Source organism: Halorubrum tibetense (genome assembly GCF_042661865.1).
GTDB lineage: Archaea > Halobacteriota > Halobacteria > Halobacteriales > Haloferacaceae > Halorubrum > Halorubrum tibetense.
The window spans coordinates 1-21,079 of sequence record NZ_JBHSWW010000023.1; the positions used below are offsets into that span (position 1 = coordinate 1).

At 61.4% G+C, this 21,079-nt stretch carries 18 protein-coding genes and 3 pseudogenes; 10 read left to right on the top strand and 11 right to left on the bottom strand.

Translation table 11 applies throughout. The features are described 5' to 3' along the window. Window positions 1-93 precede the first annotated feature (93 nt). From ACFQEU_RS03210 to ACFQEU_RS03220, 3 genes and pseudogenes are all read left to right on the top strand, one after another. Window positions 94-1,590, top strand: a pseudogene (locus tag ACFQEU_RS03210) (PAS domain S-box protein); the annotation flags it as partial. Between the two features lie 1,260 nt (window positions 1,591-2,850). Next, complete coding sequence (locus ACFQEU_RS03215; RefSeq protein ID WP_379779258.1) at window positions 2,851-3,270, top strand: helix-turn-helix domain-containing protein; 420 nt, start codon at window positions 2,851-2,853, stop codon at window positions 3,268-3,270. Window positions 3,271-3,464: 194 nt separating this feature from the next. Beyond that, window positions 3,465-4,391 carry a DUF7504 family protein gene (locus tag ACFQEU_RS03220; protein WP_379779227.1) on the top strand — a complete coding sequence of 309 codons (927 nt, stop codon included), beginning with the start codon at window positions 3,465-3,467 and terminating at the stop codon, window positions 4,389-4,391. A 133-nt stretch (window positions 4,392-4,524) separates the two neighbouring features. On the opposite strand, the gene ACFQEU_RS03225 is transcribed toward ACFQEU_RS03220, so the two are convergent. The 6 genes from ACFQEU_RS03225 to ACFQEU_RS18255 form a co-directional block, all read right to left on the bottom strand. Further along, a complete protein-coding gene (locus ACFQEU_RS03225) occupies window positions 4,525-7,584 on the bottom strand; it encodes a sensor histidine kinase (protein WP_379779229.1) in 3,060 nt (1,019 codons plus the stop codon). Further along, on the bottom strand, window positions 7,571-8,116 hold the full coding sequence (locus tag ACFQEU_RS03230) for a HalOD1 output domain-containing protein (RefSeq protein WP_139175734.1): 546 nt from the start codon (window positions 8,114-8,116) through the stop codon (window positions 7,571-7,573). The genes ACFQEU_RS03225 and ACFQEU_RS03230 overlap by 14 nt, the downstream gene beginning before the upstream one ends. A 451-nt stretch (window positions 8,117-8,567) precedes the next feature. Then, entirely contained in the window at window positions 8,568-9,602 is a 1,035-nt protein-coding gene (locus ACFQEU_RS03235) for a transcription initiation factor IIB (RefSeq protein WP_379779232.1), read from the bottom strand. A 446-nt stretch (window positions 9,603-10,048) separates the two neighbouring features. Continuing rightward, on the bottom strand, window positions 10,049-10,189 hold the full coding sequence (locus tag ACFQEU_RS18250; protein WP_464383759.1) for a DUF7563 family protein: 141 nt from the start codon (window positions 10,187-10,189) through the stop codon (window positions 10,049-10,051). Window positions 10,190-10,193: 4 nt separating this feature from the next. Then, a complete protein-coding gene (gene sufB, locus ACFQEU_RS03240; RefSeq protein WP_379779234.1) occupies window positions 10,194-11,624 on the bottom strand; it encodes a Fe-S cluster assembly protein SufB in 1,431 nt (476 codons plus the stop codon). A gap of 173 nt (window positions 11,625-11,797) precedes the next feature. Continuing rightward, a complete protein-coding gene (locus ACFQEU_RS18255; protein ID WP_345777157.1) occupies window positions 11,798-12,094 on the bottom strand; it encodes a hypothetical protein in 297 nt (98 codons plus the stop codon). 181 nt (window positions 12,095-12,275) lie between these two features. Between ACFQEU_RS18255 and ACFQEU_RS03250 the strand changes: the two are divergent. Further along, window positions 12,276-12,641: pseudogene (locus ACFQEU_RS03250) on the top strand (sulfite exporter TauE/SafE family protein); the annotation flags it as partial. A 27-nt stretch (window positions 12,642-12,668) separates the two neighbouring features. On the opposite strand, the gene ACFQEU_RS03255 reads toward ACFQEU_RS03250, so the two are convergent. Next, a complete protein-coding gene (locus ACFQEU_RS03255) occupies window positions 12,669-13,499 on the bottom strand; it encodes an IS5 family transposase (protein WP_379779238.1) in 831 nt (276 codons plus the stop codon). Window positions 13,500-13,577: 78 nt separating this feature from the next. On the opposite strand from ACFQEU_RS03255, the pseudogene ACFQEU_RS03260 reads away from it, so the two are divergent. After that, window positions 13,578-14,984: pseudogene (locus tag ACFQEU_RS03260) on the top strand (transposase); the annotation flags it as partial. Window positions 14,985-15,213: 229 nt separating this feature from the next. On the opposite strand, the gene ACFQEU_RS03265 reads toward ACFQEU_RS03260, so the two are convergent. Further along, the gene (locus ACFQEU_RS03265; RefSeq protein ID WP_379779242.1) at window positions 15,214-16,128 is read right to left on the bottom strand and encodes a serine/threonine-protein kinase RIO2; all 915 of its coding nucleotides are present in this window, start codon (window positions 16,126-16,128) and stop codon (window positions 15,214-15,216) included. 154 nt (window positions 16,129-16,282) lie between these two features. Between ACFQEU_RS03265 and ACFQEU_RS03270 the strand changes: the two genes are divergently transcribed. Then, window positions 16,283-17,122, top strand: coding sequence for a lipoate--protein ligase family protein (locus ACFQEU_RS03270; protein ID WP_379779244.1), 840 nt, complete (start codon window positions 16,283-16,285; stop codon window positions 17,120-17,122). Window positions 17,123-17,196: 74 nt separating this feature from the next. On the opposite strand, the gene ACFQEU_RS03275 is transcribed toward ACFQEU_RS03270, so the two are convergent. Next, window positions 17,197-17,727, bottom strand: coding sequence for a redoxin domain-containing protein (locus ACFQEU_RS03275; RefSeq protein ID WP_379779246.1), 531 nt, complete (start codon window positions 17,725-17,727; stop codon window positions 17,197-17,199). A gap of 127 nt (window positions 17,728-17,854) precedes the next feature. Between ACFQEU_RS03275 and ACFQEU_RS03280 the strand changes: the two genes are divergently transcribed. Then, window positions 17,855-18,685, top strand: coding sequence for a deoxyribonuclease IV (locus ACFQEU_RS03280; RefSeq protein ID WP_379779260.1), 831 nt, complete (start codon window positions 17,855-17,857; stop codon window positions 18,683-18,685). Between the two features lie 6 nt (window positions 18,686-18,691). Here the strand turns inward: ACFQEU_RS03280 and ACFQEU_RS03285 are convergent, their stop codons facing one another. Then, window positions 18,692-19,138, bottom strand: a complete 447-nt coding sequence (locus ACFQEU_RS03285) for a molybdopterin-dependent oxidoreductase (RefSeq protein WP_379779248.1) — start codon at window positions 19,136-19,138, stop codon at window positions 18,692-18,694. Next, window positions 19,135-19,272: a hypothetical protein gene (locus tag ACFQEU_RS03290; RefSeq protein ID WP_379779250.1), complete on the bottom strand. Its 138-nt coding sequence runs from the start codon at window positions 19,270-19,272 to the stop codon at window positions 19,135-19,137. The genes ACFQEU_RS03285 and ACFQEU_RS03290 overlap by 4 nt, the downstream gene beginning before the upstream one ends. Window positions 19,273-19,676: 404 nt before the next feature. Here ACFQEU_RS03290 and ACFQEU_RS03295 point away from each other — a divergent pair, with 404 nt between their 5' ends. From ACFQEU_RS03295 to ACFQEU_RS03305, 3 genes are all read left to right on the top strand, one after another. After that, a complete protein-coding gene (locus tag ACFQEU_RS03295) occupies window positions 19,677-19,940 on the top strand; it encodes a hypothetical protein (protein ID WP_379779252.1) in 264 nt (87 codons plus the stop codon). A 182-nt stretch (window positions 19,941-20,122) separates the two neighbouring features. Beyond that, a complete protein-coding gene (locus ACFQEU_RS03300) occupies window positions 20,123-20,581 on the top strand; it encodes a hypothetical protein (RefSeq protein WP_379779254.1) in 459 nt (152 codons plus the stop codon). A 117-nt stretch (window positions 20,582-20,698) separates the two neighbouring features. Continuing rightward, window positions 20,699-21,079 (top strand): class I SAM-dependent methyltransferase (locus ACFQEU_RS03305; protein WP_379779256.1); only part of this gene is annotated, 381 nt, incomplete at its 3' end.

Consider the following 21,079-nt stretch of genomic DNA (forward strand, 5'->3'; position numbering starts at 1 on the left):
GGGGCGTTTCGCACCGAGCGAACAGGTGGGTTGCGAACCCTAATATCCCAACGCTCGGGAATCCTCGCCCTTTAGGGCGGGGAGGATGTCAACGGGATGCACCAGACGGAACTGCACCCCCCGGAGACCGAGACCCGTCATCGCGAAGGATTCGAGGCAGTTCAGAAAGGCCAGCAGCAACACGCAATTGCAGAAGTCGACGATACAGCAACGATCCTTCGTGCAGACGGATCGACAGTCCCCGTTGACGCAACATCGACGACGATTACACACGGTGGCACCGAGTACGTACTCGGCGTCTTTCAGGACGCAAGCGAGCGCATGGCGTATCTCGACCGGCTCGAACGCCAGGCGACCGCGATGGATCTGACGACGTCCGGTATCGCGCTCCTGAACGATGACGGTGAGTACACGTATCTCAACGACGCGCACGTCACGATGTTCGGGTACGAGGACCCCGATGAGCTACGCGGCGACACGTGGCGACAAGTGTACACGAACGACGTCATCGAGCGGATCGAAGCGGAAATACTTCCGATCGTCGAAAAGACGGGGTCGTGGGACGGTGAACTGGTCGGCGTCAAACGCGACGGGAGTTCTATCACGCAGCAAGTGTCGCTTGCGCGGCTTCCCGACGGCGGAATAGCCTGTGTGAATATCGATCTCACCGAGCGGGAACACCGGATTCGTCGACTCGAGGAGACGCGTTCGCTCGCTGAAGAGATGATGATGGCGAACGAGTACGAAGCGGTGATCGAGACCGCGATCGAGGGGGTGACGGAAATTATCGACCGACCGTTCTCCGGCTATTGGGCGTGTAAAACCGTTGAGACGGAGACGACTGCTGCTACCGCCTCCGAGCAGACGGTGACTGACGCGCTCGTTCCAGTTGCTGTCTCCAGCGCGGGGCAGTCGATCGTCGATGAGGTACCGGAATTCCGGCCGGGCGAGTCGCTCGCGTGGAAAGCGTTTGATACCAGCACGCCCGCATACTATCCGGATGTTGCCGCGGAGGCTCACGCCCACAACCGTAAGACGCCAATCGGTGCCGAATTCATCGTTCCCGTTGGAGATGACGGCGTGTTTATTGTGGGAGCGCCAGACACGGCTGGTTTCGACGAGAGCGAGCGCGAACTCGTCTTGATCATTACCCAATATCTCAGTACAGCGATACAGCTCGCCGCACAGAGACGGCAACTGCGCGAGGCGCGTGATCGAATCGAGGCCGAACGCGATCAGCTCGAACGAATCATCAACGCGGTCCCGCAGCTCATCTTTGCGAAGAACACCGACGGAGAGTTTCTGCTCGCGAACGAGGCGGTCGCGGAGGCGTACGGCACTACAGTGACGGACTTGATCGGCTCGACCGACGCCGACTTCACGGCCGACCCGGACGAGGTGGACGCGTTCACTGAAGACGATCAACGGGTGATCGAGACTGGCGACCCGCTGTATCGTGCCGAAGAGACACTTACCGACGCCACGGGTACGGAACGCGTATTGGAAACGTGGAAGATACCGTTTACCCCGCTCGACAGTGACGACGATGCGATACTCGGTGTCGCCAACGACATCACCGAGCTCACCGACGCACGCGACGAGATCGACCGACAGCGCCGGTTGACGAACCTGTACGCCGTGAGCAATCGTGTGTTCCAAGTAACGGATCCAGCGGACGCGTTCGATGCGTGTGTCGAGGCGATCGCCGACGTCGTGACAGCCGACGAGATTGGCGTATACAACCGCGACACGCCAGACGGAGCGCTCGTGCGGATCGCGACGGCGGGTGACGAGTCCGAAACAGCGAGTCGACAGCGGATCCCGCCGGGCGAAACGGACCTCTGGGGAGCGTTCAACGAACCCGGCACATACTGGCTCGACGGCGATGCCGTTCTCGACTCGACCGTGGCGGGCGAAAAGCACGCGCTCGTCACACAGCTCGATGACGCAAGCCTCCTGAGCGTGATCGTCGAGGAACCCGACGAGACGCTGGAGTCGTTCATTCGGGCGGTGAGCCAACAGGTTTCGGCGGCGCTCACACAGATACATCAGCAGACATCAATAGAGGGCCTCTCGGGTGACGTTGCGCGTACGGAACAGCAGGCAGATCGGTATCGAAACCTGTGGGCGGCGGTAGCCGAGGCCGTCGAAACCCTCGTGGCGGCCGACACAGCGGCGGCGGTGCGCGATGCAGTCATCGACTTCGGTGACCGAGTAGCGGAGTACGCGCTCGTCGGCACGTACGACCCCGTGACCGAGCGGGTCGATCCGCTTTCGGTGTCTGAGCCGGGCGGGCCGGCAAAGCTGTACGAAACGAGCGAGGAGCCGTTTCCCGCAGTCGCCGCCGCCTCACAAAACGAGCAGCAGCGTGTCGTGGACAGGCGGGCGCCCCCGAACGGCCACGGCGAGTATGTCAGCCGGTTGCTCCAGTTCGGCTACCGAGAATCGCTCGCGGCTCCACTAAGCTATCACGGGACCGTCCACGCTGTCGCCGAGTTCACCAGCACGGACGTCGGTCGGTTCAACGAGCCGGAGCGCCGGGCGATCGAGGCCGTGACCGACGCCGCCGGAATGCGTTTGTCGTCGCTGGACTCGACACACGGGGCGAACGCACCGCTCGTCTTCGATCTCGAGTGTCAAAACCCGTCGCCACTGTTTCCGGACCTTCCAGCTGACGGCACGGTCGTCGTCGAACACGTCGCGCTGACCGGCAGGGAGCACTTCCACATGACCGGCCGAATCGAGGGGTACACTGACACGGCGTTTCGCGACTACGTCGCAGTGACACCCGGTCTCGAACTCGAGAAGATCGACTCGGTCGAGGGCGACGCACACGAGGTCGCGGTGCGGATGACGGATACGCCGAGCCGGTCGCTGGCTCCGGTTCGCGACGTGCTTATCGAGACGGACACGCAGCTGCGTGGCGTTCGGTCCCGCCCAAACGCCGACGTCTTGGAGTTCTGGACGACAGATCCGACGGTGGTCGGTCACGTCCGTGAGAAGCTGTCCGCCGTTTCCGAGTCGCGTCGGCTCGTCTCGAAGCGGCATTTGTCCCGGTCGATCGAGGTCGGCGACGGGCCGAGTGGGAGCCCGGGGCTGACGCACCGACAGCAGGAGATAGCCGAAACAGCGCTTCAGGAGGGGTACTACGATGACCCGCGTGGTATCAGCGGCGCCGACCTCGCCGATCGGTTCGACGTGTCCTCGTCGACGCTCCACCAGCATCTACGGGCCGCGGAGTCGAAGATCATGCGTGGATTCTTCGAGTGACGAGCTGCCACCGACTGTTGCGAAGTTAAACACGGACATATCAGGCATTCTCTCCGTCTGGAATACATATCCGGGCGCAGAATTAGGATCGCTCACGGAGCATCTGTCAGTATGAATCCTCCCCGCGATCGTGCGGCGCGAAATTCGACACCCCGCCGTTACCGCCACCCCCCAACACGAGGAGGAGATTCCGCGTGAGTACCCGCTCGTTCGACCGGGCCACGATAGTGTACGAGTACCTGAACCGGTCAGATGATCTCACCGTGAGCGCAACGAGCGATGAACGCTCGTCGTGGGTCGATTCATCCGTCTATGCCGACGATTACGCGGACAGTCTAATCAAGCGGCTTCTTGACGCCGAGAGCCATCCCGGTGACGCGTTCGAAGCCGTCTTACAGCCGTCGCCAGAAGCGATCGCTCCGGCGTTCATCGCTGACACTGGCGTCCAACCTGACGATGTCGTTGGCTTTGCCGCGCCGAGCTCTCAGCTGTTCGATGACTTGTTTTATGCCGTATACGCGGCGATGACCGAGAACGGCGCCGTACTGACGACGAAGTACCCGCGCCATGAGGTACGCTCGCAACTCTCGACGGTGGATCCGACCGTCATCGACGCGACGCCCGGGGCGGAGACGGATGGCGGCGTTGACGTCGCGACGCCGGAGTCCCGACCGGTCCGGTGTGGTGACCTCACCTCGCTCGGTGTCGCCGCCGAACGGGCGACGACACGACTCGCGACGGGTGATCGAACGGGAACATTCGCGATCGCGACGTTGACCCAACTGCTGGCGCATCATGACTCGACTGCACTCGATAGGTTCCTCCACGAACTGGTCGGCCAGTGGCGAAATCAGGGCGTCGGCGGGCTCATCCACCTGCCACCAGCGAGCGACATCGACGGTTCCAGCTGGTTTGGGTCGGCACACTTCGATTACGTTATTGAGATGCGAACCGACGACGGCCAGATTGAGGCGCGAGTGTGTGGAAAGCGAGATGTTGCCCCCACATGGCAGGTGGTTGGCTCGTCGCCGTGCTCGGATAGTGAAGCGTCGGCCCAAGCAGTGGACCGACAGCCTTCCGGAATAGTCGATGAAGACGGCGGCGAGTCTACCCCGGAGTGAATACGGTACTGTTACCCGACGAGTCCGTGTCACAACCCGGCCTCGGTTGCTGGGTTTCGGATCGCTGCCCCTCGTTGTGAGACGGGGCTTTGCCGACCCTTCCACACGCCTCGCAGTTTGTACGGTATGCCCCCTAGGACATCTGCCCGGGTGCGGCTAAACCCAGATTACGGTTTGCTGACGACGTCGGAACGCGAAGCACAACTTCGGTACCTGTGTCGGTCACGTCGACGTCGATCTCCCCGCCGAGTACCGAGACTAACATCCGAATCAGCCAGATCCCGAGCCCAGAACCGTGCTGTAACGGCGTCTCTTCGCCGGTGACGAGTACCTCCCGCTCGATATCTGGCATGCCAGGCCCGTCGTCGGCCACGACGATCTGGAGCCAGCCGTTGTCGACCTGTCTCACCGATACGTTGACGTACGGATCTTCTCGGTCTCCTGCGGCCACCGCGTTCTTTATCACCTCGGTAAGTGGGTGTGTAAGCCATCGTGAGACACTCTCGTTGGTCGCGTCGACAGAGACAGCGATCGTTGCGTCCGAGTGGTCATCTCGTACCGCCGTTGCGGCCGTTTCAGTGACCTCAGCGATGTTAACGCTCGACTCGTCGTGTGGTATCTCCCGTATCGCGCGATCGATCACCTGCATTTTGTTCGTAAGTCGTTCCCACCCGTCGAATATACGCGTCAGTCGGCGGAGATGATCCTGACGACAGTCAGCGTCCGGTTCCTCGGCGAGTATCGTTGTCCATCCCACGAGTTTATTTAAATCGTTTCGGACGTTGTGTCGGACGACCCGCTGGAACACCTGTAAATGCTGTCGCTGTCGCGTCTTCACGGTGATATCTTTCCCTTCAACCGCGATCAGCGTGATTTCACCAGCGGCGTTACGAATCGGCTTGAACGACACGTCGATGCGTGCGAGACCGTCTGGACCCTGTAGCTCTCCTTCGGTCTGGACGAGTTCACCGTCACCCGCGCGGTTGACCGCCTCACAAACCGTGAGCCCGTGGCCCGGGTCAAGGTTCAGCCACGGGAATTTGTCGATCGGTTCACCAACTATTGTCGACCGATCAACGCCGATGCGTGTAACCAGCGTATCGTTCACGTCGGTCACGATTTTGTTGGGGCGGACTAACGCGGTAAACTGGTGCGGGCTGTTAAACACTGCCTCCAGTCGCCGAGTGTACTTCTCGCGTTCAGAGATATCGATGAACAGCACATCGGTACCTACGACTTCGTCGTCGACGGTGCGCGGGATCGCCCGTAACAGACACGGGACCGTGTCGCCGTCCGTCGTCACGAGCGTGCGTTCCGCAACGGTAAGATCGCCGCTAAGCGCGCGTTCGTAGCCGTCTGTTTGGAGCGAATCGGCCGAGGTATCGTCGTAAAACTCACTGAGCGGCTGTCCAACCACCGCTTCGCGCTCGTACCCCAGCGCGTCGGAAAACGACCGGTCACAGGCCTCAATGACTGCTTCGCCGCCAACGGCCCGAGTTTGAACGAACAGCAGCGGGCCCTGATCAAACAGTTTCGACGCCCATTTCACACGCTCGGAGCGCTTCGTCGCGTCTCGCCCCATCGCCAGCACACTGGCAGAGCCATCACCCGCATCACTCACAACGGTGTGTAGATCTATCCACGTGACTTCGCTGTCATCCGTCCCGATTCGTATCGTCTCAGCAGCCGGGTCACCGGTCTCGATCGGGCGCCGCAGGGCGTCAGCGGCACGTTCGCGGTCCTCCGGATAAACTACTGCTTGCCATTCGTCTATCGTCGTCGGGCTCGCTCCGACCGTCTCTCGTAAAGTGGCGTCCAACGTGACTGTGTTGGTACTGAAGTCCCACTCACCGATGCCCGTCTCCGTCCCGCTGAGGACGAGTTCCAGCCGCTCAGTCTGGTTTCTGAGCTCTCTGATCCGCCGTCGTTGCTCGGTAATATCGTGTTGAACCCCGATGTAGTTTGTCACGATTCCGTTTGCGTCTCGAACCGGCGTCACGGAGAGCTTCGCCCAGTACGGTTCACCCCCCGCGGTGTAGTTTCTCAGCTTAGTTGTTATCGGTCGCTCGGTTTCGATCGCCGTACGGATTCGCTTTGTCGTCTCCGAATCTGATCCGGGGCCCTGGAGGAATCTCGGGTTTCGGCCGAGAGCCTCTGACCGCTCGTATCCGGTTAGCTGTACAAATTCCTCGTTAACGTACACCAACGGGTTCCCCGGTTGGGTTGGGTCCGTAATCTGGATGCTGGTCCCTGCTTCGTCCAGCGCCCGCTCTTTTAATGCGAGTTCGTGTTCCCGTGCTTCACGATCGCTCACGTCACGCACCGTACAGACCATTCGGGATGGGGTGACCATCGTCAGGGACAGCTCCGCCGGGAACGTCGTTCCATCTGGCCGACTTCCCGTTACTCGCCCCTGCCAGTGACCATCGCGTTCGAGCGCGTCGAAAGCTTCCTTCTCGATCCGTGCCGCTTCATCCGCAGCGTATAGCTCCCGCCAACTTCGACCGAGTAGCTCCTGTTTGCTGTCGAATCCGTACATATCGACGTGCGTCTGGTCGATATAGACGTACGCCTCGTCGTCAAGGATGGCGACGCCATCGGCGGCGTCCTCGATCGCCTGTTGAAACGCACCGAGGCGAATATCCGAGGCGATCTCGCCTGTCGGGTCACGGGTCTGGGAGCTAATACGGTCGAGTGCCGCGGCGAGTGACCCTGCTGCTCGCTCGAGAACATCACGGACAGCGGCCTCGTCCAACGCGGTCGCGAGATCGTGGTGATCCCAGCCAACCGATAGCACACGCTCGGAATCGATCGGAACGAAAAGTTCCTGACGCGGAAGCCAGCGGTTATCATCCGGTGCGATTGGTCCGGCCACCCCGTCAGTTCGAACCGGCGCATCAGCCGTGAAACATCGCTTGATTAGAGCTGCGTCTGGTGAAGGGATTCGAGCCGACCGACCCGTATGGCGTTCGGAACCGAACAACGGTGGGGACGGCTGTTCCGGCGATTGGGCATTCTCGGGGTTACTACCATGCTCGTTGCGGTTTCGCCACACGGTAATAACTGTGTCCCCCAGTGTGGTACGGACCGCAGTCAGTGTCCGATCAATAGCGCCACCTACTGTCTCTTCTCGGTTGAGATCGATGCCGAGGTTGAACAGTGCGTCATCGGTCATCTCGTCACAACTGGTCATCTGTCTGTGTTGCCAGCGGTTCAGTCGAAGACGACTGCGCGGTCAGGTCGTCAATCGATGTCTGAATGGCCCAGAGTTGCTCCACCACTGCCCAGAGCGGATCGCCGAGTTCAGTATCCGAAGTGTTGCTAGCGGCGGTCCAGACGTATTCTTCGGCCTCGGCAAACGCCGCTGCCGCCGCTTCGAGAGCCGCTTCGGTCGATTGCTGTGCGCGTGCGTCGGCTGACAGTCTATGGTGTGCTGGCCGTGTGGGGAACGCGTCTGCGTCGACGACCTCGATCCATCCGTCATGTGTCACAGTCACGAATACATCGTCGTATCGAAACGAAAGGGTCCCCTCTTCAATACGCGTTGTTGAACTATCCGGACCACCAAACAGGAGGTTGATTGTGTCGGCGTCAATATATCTGTCGAGACGCCGGAGATTTTTCGCATCTGTATTTTTAAACTCGGAGACAGCAGTGAATACAGCGTCGAGTGCTGACCGAGTAGTCGTCGGATCAAACCGAGTAACTGACGAGTCCGAGTTCATAGGTCTGTCAATATACATAAATAGTGGATCAATATATTTTCGTCTCGCGGACCACTCCGCCTCTCATGGCCTATACCGTATATGTACGTGTGCGCGACTCTCGACAGACATCCGCTGGTACACTTCATAAGACAACCGCGATTATCGAATCAGTCACAGATCGCCTGGCTTAGAGCGGAAACCCGCGTGACTCGATGGTGCCTTCGAGCCACGCGTTTTGCCTCTGACAGATTCCCCACTTCGTCGATAGCGTCAACCTAGTCTAGAGGTCGACAGGTTTCAGTCAGTCGAAGAAAAGTTATTTTCTTTGGCGGAACAGTCCGGCATCGAACAAAAGAATCGAATATTTGGGGGTAAGAGGCTGTGCTGAATCGCCATACAGCAGCAAGCTTGTATGTGGGTTAGCCAGATACGCCTCTGAGTTCGGGGGCAGCGTTGTCATTCACTGTGTCTACTCATCCTCCGTATCTGTTGCGGCCAAAATCTCAGGATACCGGTTCCGTATCGTCATCTCGCTCACGTCCGTAGCATCAGCGATATCTGTCTGTCGGAGCGACTCATCGCATCGCTTAGCGGCCGCGTACAATGCCCCAGCGGCGATGCCTACCGGATGTTTCCCGCTGTGAACGCCGTTTTCAACCGCTATTCCGGCGAGACGTCGTGCCTCTCGCTCTGTCGCGTCCGTACACTCCACGTCCGACGCGGTCCGTCCGATGAACGAACGGGGGTCTGTCGGAGCGATTTCCAACCCGAGTTCACGTGAGACGTGTCGATACGCCCGCTCGACGCGAATTTGTTCGACGCGGCTCACTGTTGAGACCTCGTCAATAGAGCGCGGGACATCATCCATGCGACTCGCCGCGTATAGCGCCGCAGTGGCGACGCTTTCAACGGCTCGACCCGTAACGAGTCCGTCCGCAAGTGCGCGACGATAGATGACGCCTGCTGTCTCTCGGGTGCTGTCGGGTACGCCAAGCGCGGAAGCCATGCGGTTGATCTCACCGAGTGCATGCATGAGATTCCTATCCGCAGATGAGCGTCGTCGGAAGCGCTCATCCCACCGTCGGAGGCGGCGGATCTGTTGTCGCTGTTCCCCTGACAGCGCGTTCCCCTTCGCATCGGTGTTTTGCCACCCAATCATCGTTGACAACCCCTTATCGTGTAAGAGGTTCGTGCTTGCTGGTCCGACGCGGGAGTCCTGATCGCCGGTGCCGTTCGGCGTGTACAGTTTGATGTTCGTATCAAGCGTCGCATCTGAAACGACGAGTCCACAGTCGTCACAGACCGCATCAACCTCATCATCGGCTCGACGAAGTCGTCCGTGACACTCCGGACATGTGGTCCGACTGTGCTGTCCGTCCCTACCCTCCTCCGAAACGGAGTGGGTAACAGACTGTCCGTCGCCGGTTTCGCTCGATGAAGGCTCATCAGTACCGTTTCTGCGGGAAACTGTGTTCAGCCACTCTTCGTTAGTGCGCTCTTTCATCACGTGGCATCACCTCTCGTGACTGGGACAGGACAGACGCGTTCTACTGTGTGTCTGGCCAGTACTGTTCATTGTGAGCTCTGAGCTGGCGCTGAGTCGCTGATCCTGATACCATGCGCGGTAACTCTCGTAGCAACGGCAGATGGAACTGACCACACAGTCTTAGTGGGCACGGTTACCTCATCGATCGCTAGACAGACGAGTTTCCCTTGTCCCCGCCGCGCCGCAATGACAAATTCAAATTGGCGTGATAGGTTGTCAGTCGCTGTCACGTGGACCGTTGAGAGCCCGTTCGCGCTCTCCCATGTTGTCGTGTCGACGACGCTGAGATCGCCTGCGGGAGTGACAGCAGTCGAGCCACAGGCTGGACAGCACCCTTCGTGTGGGGCCGTTCCGAGGTACCCGTAGTCGGTCTCACACGCAAAGCAGTGTTCCATGGTCCCTGACTAGTACCGATCCACGATCGTCTCTGCAATGTGTGACCGACCGGAACATGCCGGACAGGCGACTACGTCACCACCGTCTAACCCGAACACCGTCACGAATCGCTGTGAGACGTGTCCTCCGCAGTGTGTACACTCCGGCATCGAATTACCCCAGCGAGCCCTCCATCTCGAGTTCGACGAGCCGGTTCAGCTCGACGGCGTACTCGATGGGCAGCTCTTCGGTGATGGGCTCGATGAAGCCCGAAACGATCATCTGTTTCGCGTCGTCGTCGTCCAGCCCACGCGACTGGAGGTAGAAGATGTCCTCGTCGCCGATCTTCCCGACGGTCGCCTCGTGGGCGACATCGACCTTCGACTCGTTGATCTCCATGTACGGCATCGTATCGGAGGTCGACTCGTTGTCGAACATCAGCGCGTCGCACTCGACGGCCGTCGAGGAGTTCTCCGCGCCGTCAGCTATGTGGACGAGTCCGCGGTAGTTCGTGCGGCCGCCGTCCTTCGCGATCGATTTCGACTCGACGGTCGACTTCGTCTCCGGCGCGTTGTGGTACACCTTCGCGCCCGTGTCGATGTCCTGCCCCTCGCCCGCGAAGGCGATGGTGATGTGGTTGTCGGAGGCGCCGCGACCCTTGAGGATCGTCGAGGGGTACAGCATCGTCGCCTTCGACCCCATCGACCCCGATATCCACTCCATGCGCCCGCCCTTCTCGGCGATGGCGCGCTTCGTGTTCAGGTTGTACGTGTTCTTCGACCAGTTCTGCACCGTCGAGTACTGGACGTGGGCGTCCTCGTCGACGAACACTTCGACGCCCCCACAGTGAAGATTAAATTTCGAATACTTCGGTGCCGAGCATCCCTCGATGTAGTGGACTTCGGAGCCCTCCTCAGCGATGATGAGCGTGTGCTCGAACTGGCCCATTCCCTCGGAATTCATCCGGAAATACGCCTGAACCGGCATGTCGACGGTGGTGTTTTCGGGGACGTAGACGAATGAGCCGCCGGACCAGATCGCACCGTGAAGCGCCGCGAACTTGTTGTCGCTCGGTGGGACGCACTCCGTCATGAAGTACTCCTTGACGAGCTCCTCGTGCTCTTGGACGGCCTCGTCCATGTTACAGAAGATGACGCCCTTCTCCTCCCACCGCTCCTGCATGTTCTGGTAGACGACCTCCGATTCGTACTGCGCGCCGACGCCCGAGAGCGCGTTCTTTTCCGCCTCGGGAATGCCCAGCTTGTCGAACGTGTCCTTGATATCGTCCGGGAGCTCTGTCCAGTCATCGACGCCGGCGCGAACATCGACGTCGGGGCGGATGTACGGGACGATCTCGTCTACGTCGACCTCGCTCAGGTCCGGCTGGCCGGGCCAGTCGGTCGGCATCGGCATCTCTTGGAACTGTCTGAGCGCGCGCAACCGGCGCTCCAGCATCCACTCGGGTTCGTCTTTGTCCTCAGAGATGACGCGGACCGTCTCCTCGGTGAGCCCCTTCTCGCTTTTGAAGGCGGACTTCTCCTCTTTTTTGAACTCGAAGCGAGCCTCGGTGTTTGTCTCTTTAAGATCGTCTTGTTTTGAACTCATCAAAGTATTCTTCAGAGACTACGAATATAAGTGTGGCGCGCTAGAATATACTTTTGTAACGTATATAGGTTTCTTTAACGAAAGAGAATAACTTTATGAGGTTTAATTTGGTTATTCTAATTAATGAATTTAATAAGCGCCGAGAGGGCGATTCCGTGCAAAAAGGAACACAGTCACTCGTTAGCGAGAACGACTCGACAGCATTCAATCGCCGCTTCGATGTGGCGGTCGGCGACCACATCGTCTGTTTCGTCAGCCGACTCAAGCAGTGTGACAACCTGACGAACCCGTTTCTGTCTGGTTTGCGGGTCAAGATCGTCACTGGTAGCATCACGGGCGACGGCTTCAGCCTCTCCGAGCCATCGGTTCGTTGCTGGCGCTACTGGGCGATCTGCGGTCGCAGTTAGATGAGTCGCCAGTGCGTCGACCGCAGCCCGCGGCTCGGTTGGGATATCTATTTCGTCCGTCATCGTTGACGTATTGGCACCCACTGTGAAGAATTGTTGTCCCAAGCTACACTCCAGATGATTGAGGCGTCCCCAGCCTAGCACGACCCCTTGTTAGCCAGTGGTAACGCGTCCTCGGTATCTGTCCGGTCTCGTTCGATAGACACACCAGACGACACAAACCAATACGTAGCCGAGAACGACTGTGATCGAGTCGCTCCTCCGGATTGACGTCGTGCTCTTCGTCCTCATCGGCGTGCTGGGCGGCGCACACTGTATCGGGATGTGCGGTCCACTTGTGACGATGTACTCGAAGCAGATGACGCCGCAGCCTGACAGCGGAACGACGACAGCCAACGACGGACGTGCCGGTCATCTCACGACCTACGAGGTTCGCCAGCACTTCCTGTTCAACGTCGGGCGAGCGACGACGTACGCAATTCTTGGAACTGTCTTCGGCGCGCTCGGAAGCGTCGTCTTTGTCACCGCTGATCAACTGACACCGATGGCTGGCCTCCTGCGAGGCATTGTCGGTCTTGCGGTAGGAGGGTTCATTGTGCTGACAGGGCTGTGTTGAATCGCTGTAAGGCGAATGGATTCACTGTTTGACGAAGCGTTTGATGTTATAGACGACACACATCAGCGCGATTTCGCGGAACTCACGGAACCATGACCGCGCTCGCACGGCGAAGCCGAGCGAGCGCTTCACAGCCGAGTTCACGGTTTCAGTCATTGAGCGCTGATTGTAGCGGTTATCGTCGATTCTGGCGTTGTGCGCGTGGTCGTACGGTGCGAAGATGCGGTGCTTGATCAGCGGTCTGATCCCGAGCTCACGCAGAGCTTCGCGGAGCGATTGCTTGTCGTAGCCCTTATCGGCCGCAAGAGACCGCAGATCGCCCGCGTTCCGGCGGGCGATCTGCTCAGCGAGGTCTGCGTCACTTCCTTCTCGATTCGTTGAGCAGTGAACGTCAATGACGGCCTGCGACGCTGTATCGACGAGTTTCGTAACTTTGAGCTTTTGAACGCAGTAGCTGATTCGCTGGCAGTAGTGGCGGCTCGCTGGTGAGCGGTCGTAGAACGTGGCGTCAATCGCGGCGTGTTCAGAGAGATCGTGCAGCTGCGCCGACTGGCGCAGCAGCACTCGACAGACGCTCATACTGATCCGGTCGAACGCCTTACACAATGTGGACGGCGCGGGGAGATCGGCCGCGTTGAGGCCGATCTCCGCGGTTATTTGTGGCATCTCTTTGAGTAAGTCGATCGTCATGCGGTACGACGTATCGAGGTAAATCCGAAGACAATGGAGGGAAACGAGTGCATAGTCGGCGAATCCGCCGCCGCCTTCCGGGGCGGCGGATTCGCCTCCATCGCCAGTAACTCTTTGAGCAACCGGTACAACTTCCCCGATGAAGCGGGAGATTTGCGTCATAGACAACCGCATTCTCCCGCTTCAACTCCTTTGATTTAGCGGCCTACCTCGCTGCTGTATGGTGATTCAACACAGCCGTTCATGGAGATAACGGGTGACTCATACGCCAACTTCACTCGACGAATCACCCGACAACCGGAAGTAGCGACTATCCTCGGCTTCAGTCGAGTGCCCGACGAATCAGCATTCTCTCGTGCGTGGCGAAATCGATTCGACGACGCGACCCACGAATACATCCACGCTGCCGCCCACTTCGTTGTCAAAGAAGTCCATGATCGCAGCATCTCAGCGCCGGAGGTGCGGCCTAAGGCAGAGATCGTCGACAATGAGCAAGAAGATACAGACTCAGTAGAAGACGAATCCTTCTCACAGGAGGAGATTGTTCAGACAACGCGCCTCGCGCGTGATCACGCCTTCGGACACTTCGACTCTGATCGGGCGCCGAACGCCTCGTACGAGGACACGCAATTTTTCGAGTTACAGACATTCATGGGGATGGTTCGGTGCGGAGCCACGCAGGGAGCTACTCCCTTTCAGTACCGGCGTGGCGAGGACTACGGCCCGCATGGCGATACCCACCTTCGCACCGTCAAGCAGTTCGATCCTGACGAGCTCGTCGACGGCTTCAACGAGACAACGGATCGCTTGCTTTCCGTGATTGCTTCTGAAGCATCGTTCCGCCGGCCAGTCACTGCCGCGATCGATATCACGACCATTCCCTACTACGGGGATGTCGAAGGGATGCCGATGGTCAGTGGAACGAAGGACAGAGACGGTCGAGCGTTTAAATTTGCGACCCTCTCGATCATCGGACAGAACATCCCGCTGGTCTTAGCTGTCGAGCCGGTTCGAGAGAGTTCTGAGTGGGATGAGAACCCGTCGAATCAGATCCATCGTACTGTTCGGCGACTCGTTCGACGAGCGAAAGAGCATGTTCCAATCGAGACAGTGCTGTGTGATCGGGAGTTCGATTCGATACGGGTGTTTCAGACGCTCTCAAACCTCGATGTGAACTACCTCATTCCGAAGCGAGTCTCCAGCTCTGAACGGGATGTACTCAAACAAATGGGGGAAGACGACCAAGAGGTGGCTGTTGAGTCGGCTTCTGTCCATGTGGAATCTGGATCGCATCCAATGCGGCTCCTGTACGTGCCGTCGACGGGTGGGGAGGGGACAGCCGTCTTCGCGACGAATCTCCGAGTGGGACCCGATGAGGCCGAGGCGTTCTGTAAACGGTATAGTCGCCGGTGGCAAATCGAGAGCGAGTACAAATCGATCAAGCACGACTTTCTCGCCAAGACCTCCTCGAAAGAATACCGCGTTCGCCTGTTCTACTTCGTGTTCGCGGTACTCCTATACAATATCTGGCGGCTGACCGACTTCCTGCTGAAAGCAGGTGTCGACGGGGAGATGGACTACGCGCCTGTGATTACTGCGGGTGAGTGTGTTGAGTTCGTTGCCTCGGCGTTGATCCCGCACGACTAGTCGGCTGAGCTCTCGCTGGGTCCGCCGCTCAAGAGTGACAACCGTATCCAGCAGCGCCAAAATCCACGCAATTTCGTACGCTCGTCCGGTAGTTCGAGAGTAAGGATTCAAAATCGATCCCCGACTGCTGAGAATCACCACGACTTGATGGCGATTCGATCCAAAACTAGCCTATCCTCCGAAACTGTGGACGCAACTACGGAACTAATTTAATATTGCAGTATGTGGTTTATTTTTCGGTGAAGTCGCGAACGCTCCCGAACGAGCCGTCGGCGATAGCGGCGGCGAGCGCGTCGGTATCGACACCGCGGGGCACTTCGTGTGGGTATTTCCGCGCGAAGTATCGGTGGAGGTTCGCCACGTCCCGCGCGAGGAACTCGTCGGCGTTCGCGTGATCGACCGGGACGGCCTGGGGCCAGTCGAAGATCGTGATCCCGCTCTCGGCGACCGCCACGTTGTGTTCGGACATGTCGGCGTGGATCCACCCCCGATCGTACGTCTTCTCGAGCTCTCGGAGTATCAGATCGAGGACGGCCGCCGCCTGCGCCGGTTCGAGCGTCGAGCGGGCGAGCTCGACGCCGTCGAACTTGTCCATCACGATGGCGTGGCGGTTGTGATCGACCGGTCGCGGCACGCTCACGTCGGGATACAGCGCCTCCATCGCCTCGTACTCCCGTTCGGCCGCCTTGCGTGCGGTGTACATCCAAGAGACGTGGTTCCGGTCGGCGGTGTACTCCCGTTCGCGGTTCACCTCGCGGAAGTTGGTGTACCCCTCGCGGTGGTACTTCAACGCGAGCGGCTTGAACGACTGCGCCTCGTACACGTCCCCCTCCTTGCCGAAGCCGAGCGGGGAGCCGACACCGTCGATCGTCTCCCGCTCCGCGAACGTCCGGAGCGCGAGCGCGTCGTACCCTTCGAAGGTGAGCTGGTACCCCTCGTACTGGATCGTCTTCCGCTGGACCAGCTCGCGGTCGAGACACCGATCGAGCCGGTAGTCGACCTCCTCGGGGGTCAGGTCGGCGTAGTCGGGGAGCTTGTCCCGGCGCACCCACTCCGAGAAGCGCATCCCTTGCTCGACGCCCGAGAGCAAGTAGAAGTCCTCGGGCGCGAGCTCCGCCATATCGCCGGCGACGTTTCTGACCATACGGGCCCGTACTCCGGCGATTCGTAAAAACGGCCCGCGTCGGACTGCTCGGGCTGATAAATCACATGCAGCGATATACAATTTGAACTCGTCAGTGGGGCGGACCACCGCGAGGAACACAACCGCTTTCGGGACGCCAACCGGACTTCGGGGTATGACCGCGCCCGATGTCGACTGGCGGGTGATGCGCGAGCAGCGGCGACCGGGGCCGATGCAGATGGCGCTCGACGAGGCCGCGGCCGCGACCGCGAGCGAGACGGGGACCGCCACGGTACGGACCTATCGCTGGGACCCGAGCTGTCTCACCCTCGGCTACGGGCAGGACCCCGGCACGGTGGACTGGGACGCCTGCGACCGCGCGGGCGTGGACATCACCCGGAGACAGACCGGCGGCGGTGGGATCTACCACGACGCCTACGGCGATATCGCCTACTCGATCGCGGTCCCCACCGACGCGGTTCCGGGACGCCTCCTCGACGCCTACCACCTGTTGTGTGAGCCCGTGCTCGACGCGTTCACCCGACTCGGGATCGACGCCGACTACGTCGACGAGTCGGTCCCCGAGCTCCACCACCCGGCCTGTTACCTCCGGGAGCTCCACCCCGCACACGACGTCGTCGCCGACGGCCGAAAGATCGCTGGCAACGCGCAGTACCGCACCCGGGACGCGGTCGTCCAACACGGCTCGTTGACGTTCTCGGTCGACGCGCCGGCACACCTCGACGTTTTCGCGGACCCGCCGGTGACGGCCGAGCGGTTCCGCGAGCGGGTCGTCGGGATCGACGAGCTGGCCGATGTTGACCGCGCGGCGGCAGTCCGTACACTGGAGTCAGCGCTCGTGGACTGGATCGAGTCGGGAACCGGGTCGATCGAGACGGACGCGGCGTGGCGCGACGACGAGACGGAGTTGGCACGCAATCTCGTCGTGGGGAAGTACCGGGACGACGGCTGGGTCCGATCGCCACGAGGGAAGTCGGGGAGGGACCACGAGTGAGGTGGCTGGAGGCCGGGGACGTGAGACGTGCGTGGGGCGCGAGAGCGCGAGACACGCGAAGCCCGCCAGCCGTCTCAGAACCCGAACGTGTCCGGATCCGTCGCGTCGAGGCGCTCACGGACCGCCTCGTGGATCTCCGCCACCGGCGGGACATCGCGGGTCGGGTCGAGCCAGTGCTCGCTGAGCCAGCGGTAGCGGACGACCCCTGCCCCGTCGATCAGGAAACAGGAACGTCGTGAGCGCCGCACGAGCCCGAGCACCCGGTAGTCGACGCCGAACCCCTCGGAGATGGAGAGGTCCGTGTCGGAGAAGATGGGGAAAGTGAGACCGAGCCGAGCGATGAACCGGCGGTGGAGCCCGACCCCGGACTTGCTGACGCCGACGACCCGGACGTGGTCGCCGGAGGCGAACCAGTCGAAATCGCGGAACGAACACCACTGCTCGATGCAGTCCGGACTGAAGTCCGCCGTGTAGAAACACAACAACACCGGACCGTCCGCGAGGAGGGCTCGGAGGGCGGTCCGCGTCGCCTCCCCGCCGGGTGAGACGAGGTCCCCGGAGACGTCAGGGATCTCGTCGCCGACGCGAAGTGCGTCGTCGGTCATGGTGGCCGGACGGGACAACTGGATAAGAACCGTTCGCTTGCACCCGATCCGGGCGACACGGCGAACCGAGACCGCGTGACCCTTCCGAAGCGGCTTTTCCCCCCGACCGTCTACGGTAGGTATGAGCCTGAGAGTCGGTGCACACGTATCTATCGCCGGCGGCGTCGACAACGCCGTCGCGAACCAGATCGAGGTCGGCGGGAACTGCGGGCAGATCTTCACCCACTCCCCGCAGGTGTGGCAGGACCCGAATATCGGCGACGAGGAGGCCGAACGCTTCCGTTCGGGGACCGAACGGGACCTGGAGGGACCGTGGGTGATCCACACCTCGTACCTTGTGAACCTCTGTACGCCAAAAGAGGGACTCCGAGAGAAGTCGCTCGACTCGATGCAGAAGGAGGTCGACGCGGCGGCAACGCTCGACATCCCGTACGTGAACGTCCACCTCGGTGCACACACCGGCGCGGGTGTCGAGGGCGGCCTCGACAACGCGGCGAGCGTCATCGACGAGCTCGACGTCCCCGACGGCGTCACGATCCTGATCGAGAGCGACGCCGGCGCGGGGACGAAGCTCGGCGGCGAGTTCGAACACCTCGCCGGGATCATCGACCGCACCGAGACGCCGATCGACGTCTGTGTCGACACGGCCCACGCGTTCGCCGCTGGCTACGACCTCTCCACGCCCGAGGCGGTCGACGAGACGGTCGCGGAGTTCGACGATGTCGTCGGGTTAGAGCACCTCGAGTACATCCACCTCAATGACTCGAAACACGCCTGTGGCACCCACAAGGACGAACACGCCCACATCGGGGAGGGACACATCGGCGAGGACGGGATGGCACGGATACTCAACCATCCGGACTTACGTGACGTTCCCTTGGCGCTCGAAACGCCGACGGAAGACGGGAAGAGCTTCGCGTGGAACATCGATCGGGTCCGGGAGCTGCGGGAGAACTGAGTCGGACTACTCCTCCGCGTCGGTCGGATCGGAGCCGTCGATGGCCGTCGGCTCGGGGTCGGCATCGGGGGGTAACGCGACCGGTTCGAGCCGGTCGAGACCGCGGACCGTCTCGGTGCTGTCGAGTCCCTCGCCGACGAGTCGGGGAAGCCCCTCGTTCGGCGCGTCGAGTCGGTCGACGGCCACCACGGTGTCGAGTGCGTCCGCGAGGGCGACAGGTGCACAGTAGCCGTCGGTGGAAACCGCTCGGACGTGGGTCGTCTCCGGGGGTGCCGACCCGAGCAAGTCACGGAGGCGAACACCCCGCCACCGACCGCCGAACGTCCCATCTGACGCACACTCGAACTGACACGACACCGTCACGGTCCCGTGCTCCCGTCGAACGCGGTCGAGCCCGGTCAAGAGGTCGATAGCCCTCTCTTTCGGGTCGTTGGGGTTTTCAGGGCGGGTCACGGCGACACCTCTCGGTGCTGTCCTACTGGTCGCTCTTCCTCGGTGTTCGTCGCGAGCTGCCGAACGAACCCGTCGACATCGCGGGGGATCCGGAGCCCGGTGTCGGGCCACGATCGCGAGACTCGACGAGCCACGAGCACCCGACGACCCGCGGTCGACGACGTGGCGTTCGATAGGCAGCAGGGCGATCGGGCGACACACGGCTGGGCGGGCGATCCCGCCTGCCGCTGGGCTCCAATCATTCCCGATATTCCCGCCGTTCGCCGGTTGCCATCGGTCGGACAGCAGTCGTCTCGTTCATCGTGCTCCATCGAACGGTCTCTACTCCCGTCTCTATGTCCCTTCACCTGTTCGGACGTTTTTATGCGACAGTCGAGGCGAAAGTCCCGCCAGTCGGAACGACGTGGACATCGAGTCGGCGGAGAGACAGCACGCCGACGTGACGATGGACCGATCGACGATGGGTGTGGGACTGTGTCGCTCGACACCGGATGGGTATAAAACAGTCAATAGGTCAAGCGGCAGTCGGAGGGGTGCGGTGAGCTTCACCCCGACCATGGGACGCGACGAGGAACACGAGCGCTCGACCGAACCGGCCACCGATCACTCGGCCCTGGATCGGTCCGATCCCGCCGACGATCCCTCATCGGCCCCCGAGCCGGCCATGGACGACGCCACCGTCGAACTGATCCGCGACGCCGTCGATGTCGCCCGGGGGGACCTCTCAGACCAAACGTTCTCCGAGAAGTACGGGGTCGGGACGGACGAAGACCGGGGCGACGAGCGATGGCCGGAGGACTGATCCCCGCTCCACGTGCTTCCCGAAACACGGCGCGTTCCCGTCTCTCGGAACCGGGCATGACTGACTTCGGCGCACAGGGAAACCCACCGGATACGATCGACCGATCGCCTCCGAGCCCCGTCGAGGGCCGCCGCCGCGCGTCCGACGCGGCTTTTTATGCCTCCGGTTCACACACCCCGGATATGGCGACTTCGGAAGCCCTGCTCGTCGGCCGGGAACGCGATCTCGCCGTCAAGCTCGTCGGCGGGTTCGCCGCTCTCGTCGCGCTCGCGATGGTCGCGGCGGTCGTCGCAGACCCCGTCGACGCCCCGGTCGCGTCGGTACTCACGGAGCGAGTGGTGCCACTGCTGGTGTTTTACGCGCCCGCGCCGGTAGCGGCGCTTGGCGCGTACGCCCGGTGTGGCGGTCCGGCCTGTCTCGCAGTCGGGATCGTCCCCGCCGTCGTGTTCGCCGTCCTCGTCGCCGTCGGCACGCTCGTCGGCGTCCCCAACGTCGGCGGCGGTGACGCCCTGCTCGGGTCGTTGACGGTCGGGTTCGCCCTCGTCGGCGTGAGCGGCGCGTTCCTCGGCTACTGCGTCGGCGTCGCGGCCGCGATGGCGGCCGACCTTCTCGGGATCGGCAGCGACGACAGCGAGGCGTGAGGCGGCCGGGTCATGACTCGGTGTGCCTCTGCTGCGACTACCGTGACTCGGTGTGCCTCTGCCGTGGTTGGGCAACCGGATCCCCGTCTTTAATCCCGTCGTCCGCCAACGCCCCCCGTGAGACGTTTCTCGGCGGAGTACCTCGAGCGCACCCGCGAGGGGATGTGGGAGGGCGACCGAGCGGCGCTGGCCGACCTCGCGCTGTCGAGTCGGCGGCGCGTCCTCGATGTCGGCTGCGGCACGGGCGAGTTCACGCGCGTCCTCCGCGAGGAAACCGATCCGGAAGCGACCGTGATCGGCGTCGACGCCGACACCGACCTGTTGGGAGTGGCACGCGAACAGTCCGCCGGATCGGTTGCGGGCGAGGACAGCGAGTCGGTTGTAGGCGCGGATAGCGGGCCGGCTGCGGGCGTGGACGGCGGGTCCGGGCCCTCCGATCGATCTGCAGGGGCTGCTGGGTCCAGGGCGTCCGCGGCCCCGCCCGTCTACCTCGCCGGC

What these genes read in the sequence shown, in the direction of transcription:
- ACFQEU_RS03225 (WP_379779229.1), bottom strand. Translation starts at nt 7,584, where the DNA reads ATGACCAGTTGTGACGAGATGACCGATGACGCACTGTTCAACCTCGGC.
- ACFQEU_RS18250 (WP_464383759.1), bottom strand. Translation starts at nt 10,189, where the DNA reads ATGCCGGAGTGTACACACTGCGGAGGACACGTCTCACAGCGATTCGTG.
- ACFQEU_RS03275 (WP_379779246.1), bottom strand. Translation starts at nt 17,727, where the DNA reads ATGACCGACGACGCACTTCGCGTCGGCGACGAGATCCCTGACGTCTCC.
- ACFQEU_RS03300 (WP_379779254.1), top strand. Translation starts at nt 20,123, where the DNA reads ATGGCGACTTCGGAAGCCCTGCTCGTCGGCCGGGAACGCGATCTCGCC.
- sufB (WP_379779234.1), bottom strand. Translation starts at nt 11,624, where the DNA reads ATGAGTTCAAAACAAGACGATCTTAAAGAGACAAACACCGAGGCTCGC.
- ACFQEU_RS18255 (WP_345777157.1), bottom strand. Translation starts at nt 12,094, where the DNA reads ATGACGGACGAAATAGATATCCCAACCGAGCCGCGGGCTGCGGTCGAC.
- ACFQEU_RS03270 (WP_379779244.1), top strand. Translation starts at nt 16,283, where the DNA reads ATGACCGCGCCCGATGTCGACTGGCGGGTGATGCGCGAGCAGCGGCGA.
- ACFQEU_RS03255 (WP_379779238.1), bottom strand. Translation starts at nt 13,499, where the DNA reads ATGACGCAAATCTCCCGCTTCATCGGGGAAGTTGTACCGGTTGCTCAA.
- ACFQEU_RS03230 (WP_139175734.1), bottom strand. Translation starts at nt 8,116, where the DNA reads ATGAACTCGGACTCGTCAGTTACTCGGTTTGATCCGACGACTACTCGG.
- ACFQEU_RS03235 (WP_379779232.1), bottom strand. Translation starts at nt 9,602, where the DNA reads ATGAAAGAGCGCACTAACGAAGAGTGGCTGAACACAGTTTCCCGCAGA.
- ACFQEU_RS03215 (WP_379779258.1), top strand. Translation starts at nt 2,851, where the DNA reads ATGACGGATACGCCGAGCCGGTCGCTGGCTCCGGTTCGCGACGTGCTT.
- ACFQEU_RS03265 (WP_379779242.1), bottom strand. Translation starts at nt 16,128, where the DNA reads ATGGTCAGAAACGTCGCCGGCGATATGGCGGAGCTCGCGCCCGAGGAC.